The organism is Actinosynnema sp. ALI-1.44, from assembly GCF_001984155.1.
Taxonomy (GTDB): Bacteria; Actinomycetota; Actinomycetes; order Mycobacteriales; family Pseudonocardiaceae; genus Kibdelosporangium.
Genome location: NZ_MTQO01000042.1, coordinates 201,304 through 217,694 on the forward strand (window position 1 = coordinate 201,304; position 16,391 = coordinate 217,694).

Consider the following 16,391-nt stretch of genomic DNA (forward strand, 5'->3'; position numbering starts at 1 on the left):
GTCTGCACGTCAGGCGTCGCCGTCGATGAAGGCGAACATCTCGTCGTCGGTGGCGGTCGCCATCCGCCCCGCGACGGCGTCGGCGGTTTCGGGTGCGCTGCTGAACAGTGCGAGCAGGTCCCGCAACCGGCCGGTGATCCGGTCCCGCGCGATCACGTCGTCGATGCCCGCCAGCGCCGACTCCAACCGGTCGAGATCGGCGAACGCGGTCAGCGCGGACGGCTGCCCGGTCTGCGCGCCGACGAGTTCGGCGTGCAGGTACCGGCCGAGCGCCTCGGCGGTCGGGTAGTCGAAGATCAGCGTGGCCGGAAGCCGGAGCCCGGTCTGCCCGGTGAGCCGGTTGCGGAACTCGACGGCGGTCAGCGAGTCGAATCCGAGGTCGTTGAAGGACGCTGCCGCGTCGACGCTGACGTGCCCGAGCACATCCCGTACCGCGGACAGCACGAGGTCCAGCACCGTGGCAAAGGCTTCCTTCTCCGGCATCGCACCAAGCCGTGCGCCCAAATCCGCGCTCGACACCGCTGCGGACGCCGTCCGTCGCCGGGCCGCGCTGGGCAGAACTCCGGTGAGCACAGGCGGCAGCAACCCAGCGTCGGCGTGTGCACGCAACGCGGCGATCTCCAGCCGCACCGGCACCGGTCGCGCGTCCGGCATACCGAGCGCGGCGTCGAAGAGCGCGACACCTTCGGCCGAGGACAACGCGCCCATTCCGGAGCGGGCCATACGTTTCTCGTCCGCGTCGGACAGGCCGCCGGTCATCGCACTGGTTTCGGCCCACCGTCCCCACGCCAGCGCAGTGGCCGAAAGACCAGCGGCCTTGCGATGACTGGCCAGCGCGTCGAGGAACGCGTTCGCCGCCGCGTAGTTCGCCTGCCCCGGACCGCCGAGCACACCGGAAACCGAGGAGAACAGGACGAAAGCGCGCAGCGGCAGGTCAGCGGTGAGCTCGTGGAGGTTCCACGCGGCGTCGACCTTAGGGCGCAGGACGGTGTCGAACCGCTCCGGCGTGAGCGAGGCGAGCACGCCATCGTCCAGCACGCCCGCGGTGTGCACAACGGCCGTGATCGGGTGCTCCACACTGTCCAGCAGCGTCCGCAAGGCGTCCCGGTCCGCCACGTCAGCGGCCGCGACAACGACTTCCGCGCCGAGGCCGGTGAGATCGTCCACGAGTTCGCCTGCGCCTGGGGCGTCCGACCCGCTGCGGCTGACGAGCAGGAGCCGTCGCACGCCGTACTCGCTGACCAGGTGCCGGGCGAACCGCCTGCCGAGAACACCGGTCGCACCGGTGACCAGCACTGTGCCGTCGGTGTCGAGTTCGATCCGGGACGGCCGTCCGGCCACCTTGACCAGCCGTGGCACGAGGACTTCCGAGCCACGCACGGCGACCTCCGGCTCACCGGAGGCGAGGACCGCGCTGAGAACGTCCGCTGTCAGACCCTTTTCGTCGATGTCGACGAGCACGAACCGACCGGGGTTCTCGGACTGCGCGGACCGCACGAGCCCCTGTACCGCAGCCGAAGCCAGGTCGTCTGCCTTGGTCACGACGACCAACGGCACAGTCTCACCGCGGTCCTCGGCAAGCCACGCCTGCAGAGCCGCCAGTGTCCGGTGCGTCAGCGTGTGTGCCGATGCTGCCGGGTCTTGTTCGCTGGCAGCGAGCGAGAGGAACGCAGCGTTGGGTGGTTCGTCGACTGTGGACAGTGTGTCCGCAAGGCCGAGGTCATCGACCTCGAACAACCCGACCGCGACCGGATCTCCGGCGGCGTGCGTGCTGGGACGCCATTCGACCCGGTACATCGGCTGCGGGGCGTGTTGCAGCTGTCCGAGCGGGAGCGTCCTGGTCAGCAGCTCGTCCACTGTGGCCAGTTCGGCACCGGTGCTGTCAGCGAGCAGCAGCGTGCCGTCAGCCCGGGCATGAACCCGCAGGCCGGACGCGCCGCTGGCTTTCAGCGCCACACCTCGCCAGGAGAACGGCAGCGACGGACCCGGCTCACCGGTCTCCCCCGCCTTCAGCAGGAGGGTGTGGAGTGCGGCGTCGAGCAGCGCCGGGTGGATACCGAAAGCCTCGGTGTGACCGGAGTCGTCGAGCGTGACCTCGGCGAAGAGGTCTTCGCCGCGACGCCATGCCTGCCGCAGTCCCTGGAACACCGGCCCGTAGGTCAAACCGTGGTCGGCGACCTGGTCGTAGAAGCCGTCCACCTCGATCCGGGTGGCTCCGGCAGGCGGCCACTCCGTCAGGCCCTCCCCCATACCCGCGGCACCGTTGCCGAGAGTTCCGGTGGCGTGGTGGGTCCATTCCGGCTGGTCTTCCGGTCGGGAGTAGATGTCGATGCCGCGACGGCCGTTCTCGTCGGGTTCGCCGAGCGTGACCTGGAGGTGCACAGCACCGGACAACACGAGCGGGGTCCGCAGGGTCAGTTCCTCGATCAGGTCACACCCGACCTCGTCACCAGCTCGCACAGCCATTTCGACAAACGCCGCACCCGGGAACAGAACCATCCCGGCGACCACGTGATCACCGAGCCACGGCTGCTCCCGCAACGAGATTCGGCCCGAGAGCGTTACACGGTCCAAGTCCGCCGACGTCATCACCGCACCCAGCAGCGGGTGCTCCACAGCACCCAGGCCCGCAGTGGCCACGTCACCGCGCAGCGGTGCTGCGGACGGCCAGTAGTGCTGTCGTTGGAAGGCGTAGGTGGGCAGGTCGACCCTGTTCGGCTTGTAGGGGGCGAAGAACGCCTCCCAGTCGACGGTCACGCCGTGGGTGTGCAGCCGCGCCAACGCCTGGACCAGGTCGATCTCCGTGTCGCGATTGCGCCGCAAAGTCGGGACAAAGGCCACATCGGGGACGTTGTCCGGCCCCATCGCCGACAACACCGCATCCGGCCCGATCTCCAAAACCGTGCCCACACCCGCCGCAAAAGTCGCGATGGCATCCGCGAACCGAACCGGCTCACGAACCTGACGCACCCAATAACCCGGGTCACTCCACTCATCCGAGACCGCGGCACCGGTAACCGTGGAAACCCCGTTGAGAATCGGTGTCCCGAACTCGATACCCGAAATCGCGTCAGCGAAGTCCGCCAGCATCGGCTCCATCAACGCCGAGTGGAACGCGTGACTCACCCGCAGCTTCCGGGTCTTCACATCCAACCCGGCGAGTACCTGGTCAACCGCGGACTCGATGCCGGACAGCACCACTGAAGCCGGGCCGTTCACTGCAGCGATCGACACACCATCGACCACCAGCGGAGCCACGGCGTCCTCGCTGGCGGCAACGGACACCATCGCGCCACCCTCGGGCAAGGCCTGCATCAACTTCGCCCTGGCTGAGACCAGAACACAAGCATCTTCCAGCGACAACACCCCGGCCACATGAGCAGCCGAGATCTCACCCACCGAATGCCCCGCAACAACCTCAGCCTTCAGGCCCCATGCCTGCAACTGCCGCCACAACGCGACCTCGATCATGAACAGCACCCGCTGTGCGATACCGGTCGGGTCCACCACGGCATCCGGGTCAGTCACCACAGCGGGACTCAGGTCCATCAGGGCGCAGATCTCGTCCACAGTCCGGGTGAACACCGGGAACTTGCCGTAGAGACCTGCGGCCATGCCCGCCCACTGAGCGCCCTGACCCGTGAACACCACACCAACCCGGCCAAACCCACCAACCACATCCACACTCGCAAGGCCCGCCACAAGATCCTCACGTGTAGGGCCTACAACAGCGGCCCTCTGATCCATGACCCCACGCGTAGTCGCTAGCGAGTAGGCCACATCCACCACGGACAACCCAGGACGGTCCTCCACAAACGACCTCAACCGCAGAGCCTGCGCCCGAACCGCCTCCGAGCTCTTGCCCGACAGAATCCACGGCACCACACCAGAGGAAACCGGCCCCGGCACCACAGGCGTATCCGGAGCCTGCTCCAAGATGACATGAGCATTGGTGCCACTGATCCCGAACGACGACACGCCCGCGCGGCGTGGCCGACCGTTGGTGTCCCAAACACGCGACTCAGTCAGCAACTCGACATTGCCCTCAGACCAATCCACATGCGGCGTCGGCTCATCGACATGCAACGTCCGCGGCAACACACCATGCCGCATCGCCTGCACCATCTTGATCACACCAGCAACACCAGCAGCCGCCTGCGTGTGCCCGATATTCGACTTGATCGATCCGAGCCACAGCGGCTCGGTGCGATCCTGGCCATAGGTCGCCAGCAGAGCCTGCGCCTCGATCGGGTCACCCAAGGTGGTGCCGGTTCCATGCGCCTCCACAGCATCCACATCAGACGCTGACACACCAGCATTGGCCAAGGCCTGGCGGATCACGCGCTGCTGCGACGGACCATTCGGAGCGGTCAAACTACTGGAAGCACCATCCTGGTTGACCGCCGAACCCGCGACAACAGCCAGAATCGGGTGCCCGTTCCGCTTCGCGTCCGACAGCCGCTCCACCAGCAGCATGCCCACGCCTTCGCCCCAGCCGGTGCCGTCCGCCGCAGCCGCGAAGGGTTTGCAACGACCATCGGGTGCCAACCCACGCTGACGGCTGAACCCGACGAACACTCCTGGGGTCGCCATGACCGTCACACCACCGGCCAACGCGAGATCGCACTCGCCCTGCCGCAGGGCTTGCGCAGCCAGATGCAGGGCCACCAGTGAGGACGAGCAGGCCGTGTCCACCGTCACCGCAGGACCCTCGAACCCGAAGGTGTAGGACACACGGCCGGACAACACACCGCCCGTCGCACCGGTCCCGACGAACCCTTCACCGGACTCGATCGCGTTACCGACCACCGAGGCATAGTCGTAGTGCATCACCCCGGCGAACACCCCAGTCTTGCTACCCCGAACCAACCTCGGGTCGATCCCAGCACTCTCAAAAGCCTCCCACGACGTCTCCAGCAACAACCGCTGCTGCGGATCAGTCGCAACCGCCTCACGCGGAGACAAACCGAAGAACCCAGCATCGAACTCCGCAGCGTTGTGCAGGAAACCACCCTCACGGGCATACGACGTCCCAGGGTGATCAGGATCCGGGTGATACAAGCCCTCGACATCCCACCCACGATCCGTGGGGAACAACGACACAACATCACCCCCGCCACACAACACAGACCACAACTCCTCAGGCGAACCGACGCCACCCGGATACCGGCAGGCCATCCCCACAATCGCGATCGGCTCCCCTACAGTCGCGGACTCCGCCCCCACAACCAACCCCAGACCACCCCTACCCACCACCAGCTTTTCAACCAGCAAACCGGCCAGCGCCTCAGGATTGGGGTAGTCGAACACCAAGGTCGCGGGTAGACGGACGCCGGTAGCGGCACTCAGCCGGTTACGCAACTCCACCGCAGTCAACGAGTCGAAACCGATCTCGCCGAACGACTGCGCCGGGTCGACCTGCTCGGACCGTGTGAACCCCAGAACCGCAGCGGTCTCCGCGCACACCATGTCCATCAACACCGCATGCGCCCCAACAGCATCCAAACCGGACAAACGGGTAGCAAGTTCAGTGTCATGGGATCGGCTCACCCGGCGGGTCGGGCGGCGCACCAACCCCCGCAGCAATGCAGGAACCTCGGCAGCCCCGGCCGTGAACCCGGCGAGGTCCAGGTGAGTGGGAACCCACACCCCGCCAGCGCTGGCTAGCTCAAAGAGAGCCATGCCCTCCTCATCCGACAACGCGCGTCCAAGTCGGCGGCGGTCGCTCTCGTTGAGCGAATCGGCCATACCTCGCTGCCACAGACCCCACGCCAACGACGCCGCAGGCAAACCTCGGCCAATCCGATACGCGGCAAGAACGTCAAGGTACGCATTCGCCGCCGCATAATTCGCCTGCCCAGCATTGCCGAACACACCCGCAGCCGACGAGAACAACACAAACCGCGACAAATCCAGACCCAAGGTGGCCTCATGCAGATTCCACGCAGCGTCGGCCTTCGGCGCCAGAACCGCCTCAACCTGCTGCGGAGTAAGAGATTCCACAACCCCGTCATCCAGCACACCAGCCGCATGAACCACCGAGGTCACCGGCAGACCCACAGGCGCCAGCCCGAGGACCATCTCGACGTGCTCGCGGTCGGCCACATCCGCCGCCGCGACAGACACCTGCACACCACGGCCACGAACCCACTCGACCAGCTCAGCCATCCCCGGCGCATCACCACCCCGACGACTCACCAACACCAAACCCGGCACACCCTGCTCAACCAGATGGCGAACGACCACGCCACCCAGTGCGCCCGACGCACCCGTAATCAAAACGGACCCGTCGCCCCAACCGCCGCCTGCATTCGCAGTAACTGAATTCAGGCGAGCTGAATACAGAACACCACCACGCAGGACGAGTTGGGGTTCACTGGTGGCCACAACCTCGGCAAGATCGAGAGTGTCCAGGGCCTCTGGGGTGTCGGTGTCCAGCAGAACGAACCGGCCCGGGTGCTCCGACTGCGCCGACCGCACCAAACCCCACACGGCAGACCCAGCCAGATCAACGATCTGGTCACCGTCCAGCGCGGCGACCGAACCACAAGTCGCCACCACCAGAACACCCTCACCAGAACGCAACCACTCCTGCAACTCTCCCAGAGCCCACACCGTACGAGCCCGCACATCAGAATCACCAGTCGCACGCAACAAGTTGCCAGTGACATCGCCAGCCACCGCAGAAACCGGCGACCACGACACCGCAAACAGCGACTCGGTGCGCACGGAGGCCTGTAGAGACGCAGCGTCGAGCACACGCGTGACCAACGAATCCACTGTAGCCAGTTCCGCACCGGTGCTGTCAGCCAGAAGCAGAGCGCCATCGGCACGAACATGCACCCGCACACTCGATGCCCCACTGGCCGTCAACGACACACCACTCCACGAGAACGGCAACGACGGACCCGCATCGGCCGCCTTTCCGTCCCTCAAAAGAAGAGTGTGCAGCGCAGCGTCCAGCAAAGCCGGATGAATCCCGAACGCCCGCACATCCCCGTCGGCCGAATCGTCGAGGGCAACCTCGGCGAAGAGTTCTTCGCCGCGACGCCATGCCTTCCGCAGTCCCTGGAACACCGGCCCGTAGACCAAACCATGGTCGGCGACTTGGTCGTAGAAGCCGTCCACGTCGATCCGAGTGGCACCGGCAGGCGGCCACTCGACCAGCCCTTGCCCCACACCGGCAGCGCCATTGGTCAACGTGCCGCTCGCATGCAGAACCCACTCCCGCTGAACACTGTCCGCAGGACGCGAGTAGACATCGATACTGCGCCGACCGGTCTCGCCTGGTTCGCCAACGATAACCTGTACGTGCACCGCACCGGCGTCAGGCACAACAAGCGGGGTCTGCAAAGTCAGTTCTTCGACCAGGGTGCACCCGACCTCGTCACCAGCCCGCACAGCCATCTCAACGAACGCAGTCCCCGGCAACAACACCACACCAGCGACCACATGATCAGCAAGCCACGACTGTTCGCGCAACGAGATCCGGCCCGACAGCACCACACGGTCCGACTCCGCCGACGCCATCGCCGCACCCAGCAATGGGTGCTCCACCACGCCCATACCCAGTCCGGACGCGTCGCCGCGCGACCGCCCCGCGGTAGGCCAGAACCGCTGCCGCTGGAACGCATACGTCGGCAGCTCAACCCGGGAAGGTTTGTAGGGAGCGAAGAAAGCCTTCCAGTCGACGGTCACGCCGTGGGTGTGCAGCCGCGCCAACGCCTGCACGAGCTCGGTTTCGGTGTCGCGGTTGCGGCGTAGCGTCGGGATGAAGGCCACGTCACCGGAAACGTTGTCCGGACCCATCGCCGACAACACCGCATCCGGCCCGATCTCCAACACCACGCCCACACCCGCAGCGAGAGTCGTGATGGCATCGGCGAACCGAACCGGCTCACGAACCTGACGCACCCAATACTCCGGATCACTCCACTCACTTGTGACCGCCGCACCGGTCACCGTAGAAACCCCAGCGAGACTCGGTATCCCGAAATCGATACCCGAAATCGCGTCAGCGAAGTCCGCCAACATCGGCTCCATCAACGCCGAATGGAACGCATGACTCACCCGCAGCTCGCGAGTTTTCACACCTCCGGCAGCCAATGCGTCCGCCACTGCGGTGACCGATGCTTCAGGGCCAGAGAGCACCACCGACGTCGGCCCGTTGACCGCGGCGATCGACACACCATCGACCAACAACGGAGCCACGGAGTCCTCACTGGCGGCAACGGACACCATCACGCCACCCTCGGGCAAGGCCTGCATCAACTTCGCCCTGGCCGAGACCAGAACACAAGCGTCCTCAAGAGACAACACCCCGGCCACATGAGCAGCCGAGATCTCACCCACCGAATGACCCGCAACAACCTCAGCCTTCACACCCCAAGCCTGCAACTGCCGCCACAACGCGACCTCGATCATGAACAGCACCCGCTGCGCGGTACCGGTCGGGTCCACCACGGCATCCGGGTCGGTCACCGCCGACGGCTCGAGGCCCATCAGAGCGCAGATCTCGTCCACGGCCTCCGTGAACACGTCGAACTTGCCGTACAGGCCAGCAGCCATCCCGGCCCACTGCGCACCCTGACCCGTGAACACCACACCAACCCGACCAGACTCACCAACCACACTGACACTCGCAAGGCCCGCCAGAAGATCCTCACGCGTAGGGCCTACAACAGCGGCCCTCTGATCCATGACCCCACGCGTAGTCGCTAGCGAGTAGGCCACATCCACCACGGACAACCCAGGACGATCCTCCACAAACGCCCGCAACCGTAGAGCCTGCGCCCGAACCGCCTCCGAGTTCTTGCCCGACAGCACCCACGGCACCACACCGGAGACATTCGGTGCCTCCGCCGCAAGGCTGTTAGGAGCCTGCTCCAGGATGACGTGTGCGTTGGTGCCACTGATCCCGAACGACGACACACCAGCCCGACGCGGCCGACCGTCGGTGACCCAAACACGCGACTCAGTCAACAGCTCGACATTGCCCTCAGACCAATCCACATGCGGAGTCGGCTCATCGACATGCAACGTCTGCGGCAACACACCATGCCGCATCGCCTGCACCATCTTGATCACACCAGCAACACCAGCAGCCGCCTGCGTATGACCAAGATTCGACTTGACCGAACCCAACCACAACGGGTCACCGCCGCGATCCTGGCCATACGTCGCCAACAACGCCTGCGCCTCAATCGGATCACCCAACGTGGTACCAGTGCCGTGAGCCTCGACAACGTCGACGTCCGAAGCAGCAACACCGGCATTCGCCAAAGCCTGACGAATCACCCGCTGCTGCGACGGACCATTCGGCGCCGTCAAACCATTCGACGCACCATCCTGATTGATCGCCGAACCCCGCACCACCGCCAAAACCCGATGCCCCAACCGCTGAGCATCGGACAACCGCTCCACCACGAGCATGCCGACACCCTCACCCCAACCGGTGCCGTCAGCAGTGCTGGAGAAAGCCTTACAACGACCGTCAGCGGCCAAACCACGCTGCCGACTGAAATCGACGAACGCCGTAGGCGTGGCCATGACGGTGACGCCCCCGGCCAACGCCATGGTGCACTCACCGCTACGCAACGACTGCATCGCCCAGTGCAATGCCACCAACGACGACGAACACGCCGTGTCCACCGTCACCGCAGGACCCTCGAACCCGAACGTGTACGAAATACGGCCCGACACGACACTGCCGGAGTTGCCCGACCCCACGAAACCGTCGATCGCGGTGTCCGATTCGTCTTCCAGACGGCTGCCGTAGTCGTGGTAGGTCAGGCCCGCGAACACACCGGTCCGGCTGCCACGCAGCTCGTCGAGGTCCAGACCGGCTCGTTCCAGTGCCTCCCAGGAGACTTCGAGCAGCAGCCGCTGCTGCGGGTCCATCGCGAGTGCTTCACGCGGGGAGATCCCGAAGAACGCGGGGTCGAAGTCACCGGCGTCCTGCAGGAAGCCGCCTTCGCGGGTGTAGGAGGTGCCCGGGTGGTCGGGGTCCGGGTGGTACAGGTTCTCGACGTCCCAGCCCCGGTCGGTGGGGAACGGGGTGATCCCGCCTTCGCCGCGGACGACCAGGTCCCAGAGTTCGTCCGGGGTGCGCACGCCGCCGGGCAGGTTGCAGGCCATGCCGATGATGGCGATCGGCTCGTCCGACGCGGTCACCGTCGGCACTGTCGCCACCGGGGCCGCCGTGGCCCGCTCGTCACCGATCAACTGGGTGACGAGTTCCGTGGCGAGCGCGGTGGCGTTCGGGAAGTCGAAGACCAGGGTGGCCGACAGACGCAGACCCGTCGCCGCTTGCAGCCGGTTGCGCAGTTCGACCGCGGTGAGCGAGTCGAAACCCAGGTCCTTGAAGGCCAACCGGGGCGAGATCTGGTCGGCCGACCCGTAGCCGAGCACGGCTCCGGCCTGTGCCCGGACGAGGTCCATGACCAGCTCGACCCGGCCTGGCTGGTCGAGTACTTCGAGGCGGCGCCGCAACGCGTCGAACGAACCGGGTCCCGCTTCGACGGTACGGCGGTTCGCGCCGCGTACCAGCCCGCGCAACAACGCGGGCGTCGCGGCGGAAGCCGGTGGGAGTCGCAGGTTCATCGGGATCACGACCGGGTCACCGAGCGCCAGTGCGGCGTCGAACGCCGCCAGGCCCTCGGCTTGGGACAGGCCACTGGACCCGACCCGGCTCACGTCCCGCTCGGTCATCTGGCCGGTCATCTCGCTGGCGTCGGCCCACAGGCCCCAGGCCAGCGAGGTCGCCGGGAGCCCGGCGGCACGGCGTCGCGACGCGAGGGCGTCGACGAAAGCGTTTGCCGCCGCGTAGTTGGCCTGCCCACCGGTTCCGAAGGTCCCGGCCGCGGAGGAGAACAGCACGAAGTGCGTGAGGTCCAGCCCGGTGGTGAGCTCGTGCAGGTTCCAGGCCGCGTCCACCTTCGGCCGCAGGACCGCGTCGATCCGCTCCGGGGTCATCGAACCGAGGACGCCGTCGTCGAGCACGCCCGCCGAGTGCACGACACCACGCAACAACCAGCCTTCCGGTAGTCCTTCGAGGACACCGGTCAGGGCCGCGCGGTCGGCCGCGTCACATGCCGTGACGGCTACTTCGGCGCCGAGCGAGACGAGCTCGTCCCGGAGTTCGGTCATGCCCGGTGCGTCGATGCCGCGTCGGCTGAGCAGGACAAGACGGCTGACACCGTGTTCGCGGACGAGATGCCGCGCGATGACACCGCCCAGCACGCCGCTCGCACCCGTCACCAGGTACGCGCCCTGCTTGTCGTAGTCGGACGGCGTGGTCAGGACCAGTTTGCCGGTGTGCTTCGCCTGGCTGAGCTGACGGAACGCTTCCGGCGCTTGCCGGACGTCCCATGCCGTGATCGGCAGCGGCCGCAACGCGCCCACCTCGAACAGCCGCATCAGTTCGGCCAGGATCTCGCCGAGCCGTACCTTCCCCGCGTCCAGCACGTCGAATGCCTGGTACCGCACGCCGGGATAGGCCACCGCGACGTCGGCCGCGTCCCGGATGTCGATCTTGCCCATTTCGACGAACCGGCCGCCCCGGGGCAGCAGCCGCGCCGACGCGTCCACGAACTCACCCGTCAGCGAGTTCAGGATCACGTCGACACCCGCGCCCCCGGTGGCAGCGCGGAACTGCTCCTCGAAGCCCAGGTCACGCGACGACGCGAGCCGTTCGCCCGACACACCGCATGCGTTGGCTGTGGCCCACTTGCCCCGGCTCGCGGTGCCGAAGACGGTGGCACCGAGGTGGTGGGCGAGCTGGGTGGCGGCCATACCGACCCCGCCGGCGACGGCGTGGACCAGCACGGATTCGCCTGCCCGCAGGTCCGCGAGGTCGACCAGTCCGTAGTAGGCGGTCGCGAACACGACGGGCACGGACGCGGCGGTCACGAACGACCAGTCGTCCGGGATCTTCACCAGCAGGTGGTGGTCGGTGACGGCGACGGTGCCGAACCCGCCGCCCATGATGCCGGTGACGCGATCGCCCGGCACGAGCCCGGTGACGCCTGGACCGATGTCGAGCACCACGCCCGCGGCCTCGGCGCCGAGGTCCCCTGGATCACCCGGGTACATGCCCAGCGCGTTGAGCGCGTCCCGGAAGTTCATCCCGGCGGCGTGGACCTCGATTCGCACCTCGCCGTCGCCGAGCGGCTCGGCGGCCTCGGTGAAGGGGAACAGGCCGAGGTTCCCGAGCGAGCCGCGCTCCGACACCCCGAGGTGCCAGTACTCGTCGGCAGGGGGTACGAGCCCGTCGCCCGAGGCGGCCCGGGCCAGCCTCGGCGCGTACGTGACGCCCCCGCGCAGGGCGAGTTCCGGTTCGCCGGTCGCGAGTGCGGCAGGCAGGGGTGTGCTGTCGTCGTCGAGATCGACGAGCACGATCCGCCCGGGGTTTTCGGTCTGCGCCGTCCGCACCAGGCCTATGACAGCGGCCTGGGCGAGGTCACGGATGTGCTCGCCGGGCTGGGCGGGCACCGCGCCGGTGGTGAGAACGACCAGTCGGCTGCTGTCGAAGCGCTCCTCCGCGAGCCAGTCCTGAAGGAGGCCGAGCATCTCGGTGGTGGCGGCGCGGACGTTGGCCGCCATCGAGTCGTCGCCGGACGTGCGGACCACGGCGAACACGAACTCGGGCACGACGTCGAGGTCGCGGAGCGCGTCCAGGCCGGTGCTGGTTTCGAGGTTCGGGAAGGCCGCGGTGAGTCGTGCGTCGCTGCCGGAAATGACCGCGCAGGAGACTGGCTCTGCTTCTCCGAGCGGAACTTTCACCCAGTTCACCGTGAACAGCGACTCGGACCGGGCCGGGCCGTCCAGTCCGCCTTCGGCCAGCGGACGCACGGTGAGCGAGTCGGCCGAGGCCACCGGGGCGCCTGCGGTATCCGCGACCAGGACGGCGTACCGGTCGGTGCCTTCCGGGGTCAGTTTCACCCTGAGCGCGGTGGCACCGGTCGCGTACAAGGCGACACCGGCCCAGGCGAACGGCAGACTGAGAGTCCCGCCTGTGGACTTGGTGGTCAGCAAGGGGTGCAGGGCCGCGTCGAGCAGGGCGGGGTGCAGTGCGTAGCGGGAGGCGTCGGTGTCCTCGGGGAGGGCGACTTCGGCGTAGAGGTTGCCGTCGTGTTCCCACGCGCTTCCTAGACCTTGGAAAACCGGCCCGTACGCCAGGCCAGCGGACGCGGTGTGTTCGTAGAAGCCATCAAGATCGATCGGCGTCGCGCCTGCCGGTGGCCACGCGTCGAGCGGTTGCGGGGTGGCGGGAGTGGTGTCTGTGAGGGTCCCGGTGGCGTTGTGCGTCCACGCGGTGGTCGGGTCGTCGGGCTGGTGCGCCCGGGAGTAGATCCGGACCGGGCGGCGGCCGTGCTCGTCGGGGGCGTCGACCCAGACCTGCACCTGCATCGCCCCGGACTCCGGCAACACCAACGGCGCCTGAAGGGTGAGCTCATCGAGGCTGGGGCAGCCGATTTCGTCACCGGCGCGGATGGCCAGCTCGACCAGGGCTGTCCCCGGCAGCAGGAGATGCCCGGCGACACGGTGATCAGCCAACCAGGGCAACAGATCCACGGACAGGCGACCGGTCAGCAGGACGCCACCGGTTTCGGGGATCGAGACGGCCGCACCCAGCAACGGGTGCTCCACCACACCCAGGCCCAGCCCGGACGCGTCTCCGCCAAAACCACCGGCAGCGGGCCAGAACCGTTGCCGCTGGAACGCATACGTCGGCAGTGACACCCTGCGCGCCTCGGGCCAACCGGTGCTGAGATACCCGGCCCAATCCACCGGTACGCCCGCAGCCCACAGCTGCCCCGCCGAACGCAGCACCTGCGCCAGGTCACCCTGGTCACGCCGCAACGTCCCGACCACCACACCGTCAGCGATCGTGTCGCCAATTGCCGTGGTCAGAACCGGATGCGCCGACGACTCAACGAAAGTCGAGCAGCCCTGAGCCTGCAAATCCGCAATAGCTGCGGAGAACTGCACCGTACGCCGAAGATTGTCCACCCAGTACTCGGCGTCCATCTCTTCGCCCGACAACCACTCACCCGTCACCGTGGACACCACAGGAACCGTGCCCTTGACCGGCGTGATCGGCCGCAAGACATCTAGCAACTCATCGCGAAGACCTTCTACCTGAGGCGAGTGCGAGGCATAGTCCACCTCGATCCGCCGCGCCCGCACCCCCCGCCGCTCACAGTCGCTGACCACCTGATCGCACACCGCGACAGTGCCGGAAACCACGATCTGCTCAGCACCATTCACCGCCGCGATCGACGCGCCAACACTCGCACAGACTTCCCGCGCGATCTCCAGCGGACACGACAGCGAAACCATCCCGCCTTGACCCGCCAACTTCAAGATCGCCCGACTGCGCAACGCCACAACACGAGCACCGTCCTCCAGTGACAGCGCACCCGCGACACACGCAGCAGCGATCTCACCCTGGGAATGGCCCACCACAGCAGCAGGAACCACACCCAACGAACGCCACACCTCAGCCAACGACACCATCACAGCCCACAACACCGGCTGCACCACATCAACACGAGCCAACGCAACAGAATCAGCCACTACCTCACGCAACGACCAATCAACATGCTGTGCCAGCGCCTCAGCGCAATCCTGCATCCGCGCCCCGAAAACCGGTGAGGACTCCCACAGGGCCTCGGCCATCCCGACCCACTGCGAACCCTGACCCGGGAACACCAACACAACCCGGCCACCCGGCCCAGTAGGCGCGGTAACCGCTGCGGGATCGTCCAGCAGGGCAGCCAGGCTCGCCAGCAGCTCATCCCGCGACGAACCCACCGCCACAGCGCGTGATTCCAACGCCGCACGCGAAGAAACCAGCGAGTAGGCGATGTTCGCGACAGACAGGTCAGGCCGCTCTTCCACAAAGGACATAAGCCGCTCAGCCTGAGCCCGAACCGCTTCCGGGGTCTTGCCCGACAGCACCCAAGGCACCACACCACCGGAAACCGGCACATCCGCCACACCCTCAGCGGGCGCCTCCTCCAAAATGACGTGCGCGTTCGTACCGCTGATACCGAAGGAGGAAACGGCTGCCCGGCGCGGGCTGCCGTCGGTCTCCCAAACACGTTGCTCGGTCAACAGTTCCACCGCACCGGCCGACCAGTCGACGTGCGGCGTCGGCTCGTCCACGTGCAGCGTCCGCGGCATTACGCCGTGGCGCATGGCTTGAACCATCTTGATCACACTGGCAACTCCAGCAGCCGCCTGGGTGTGCCCGATGTTCGACTTGATCGACCCCAACCACAACGGCTCAGCGCGATCCTGACCATAAGTGGCCAGCAGAGCCTGCGCCTCGATCGGGTCACCCAGCGGAGTCCCTGTGCCATGGGCTTCGACCACGTCGACCTGGTCGGCGGACAACCGGGCGTTCGCCAGAGCCTGGCGAATCACCCGCTGCTGCGACGGACCGTTCGGGGCCGTCAACCCGTTCGACGCGCCGTCCTGGTTGATCGCCGAACCCCGCACCACAGCCAGAACCTGATGCCCATTGCGCTGAGCATCCGACAACCGCTCCAGCAGGATCAGGCCCGCGCCCTCCGCCCAGCCGGTGCCGTCCGCCGCGGCCGCGAACGGCTTGCAGCGGCCGTCGACCGACAGGCCGCGCTGACGGCTGAACTCGACGAAGATCTGCGGGGTGGTCATCACGGTGACCCCGCCCGCCAACGCAAGCGTGCACTCGCCGGTGCGCAGGGCCTGCGCCGCCAGGTGCAGGGCAACCAGCGACGACGAACACGCCGTGTCCACCGTCACCGCAGGACCCTCGAACCCGAAGGTGAAGGACACGCGGCCGGTCGCGATGCTGCCGCCGACCCCCATGAAGCCCTCGGCCAGGTTGTCGCCCTGGCCGACCACTTCGGCGTAGTCCTGGTACATCACACCGGCGTAGACGCCGGTCCGGGTGCCCTTCAGCGTGGTCGGGTCGATTCCCGCGTCCTCGAACGTGTCCCACGCGGTTTCCAGCAGCAGCCGGTGCTGCGGGTCCATCGCGACGGCCTCGCGGGGCGAGATCCCGAAGAACCCGGGGTCGAACTCCGCCGCGTCGTGCAGGAACCCGCCGTGCCGGGTGTAGGCCGTGCCGAGGTGGGCGGGGTCCGGGTCGTAGAGCGCCGAGAGGTCCCAGCCCCGGTCGGTGGGGAACTCGGAGATCGAGTCGCCGTTCGAGGTGACCAGATCCCACAGCTGCTCCGGGGTCCCGACGCCGCCGGGATAGCGGCAGGCCATCCCGACGATCGCGATCGGCTCCCGCGCGGCGGCCGCCAGCTGCCGATTCTGCTCGCGGAGGCGCCCCGTTTCCTTCAGCGACGCCCGAAGCGCGTCAACGACCTTCTCCGGCGAGTTCCCCATGTGCT

General features: G+C 67.1%; 1 protein-coding gene. It reads right to left on the reverse strand.

The genetic code is table 11. The features are described 5' to 3' along the window. Nucleotides 1-9 precede the first annotated feature (9 nt). Entirely contained in the window at nt 10-16,386 is a 16,377-nt protein-coding gene (locus tag ALI144C_RS56740; RefSeq protein WP_076988121.1) for a type I polyketide synthase, read from the reverse strand. Between the last annotated feature and the right edge of the window lie 5 nt (nt 16,387-16,391).

Coding starts and splice junctions, on each gene's coding strand:
- ALI144C_RS56740 (WP_076988121.1), bottom strand. CDS start 16,386: ATGGGGAACTCGCCGGAGAAGGTCGTTGACGCGCTTCGGGCGTCGCTG.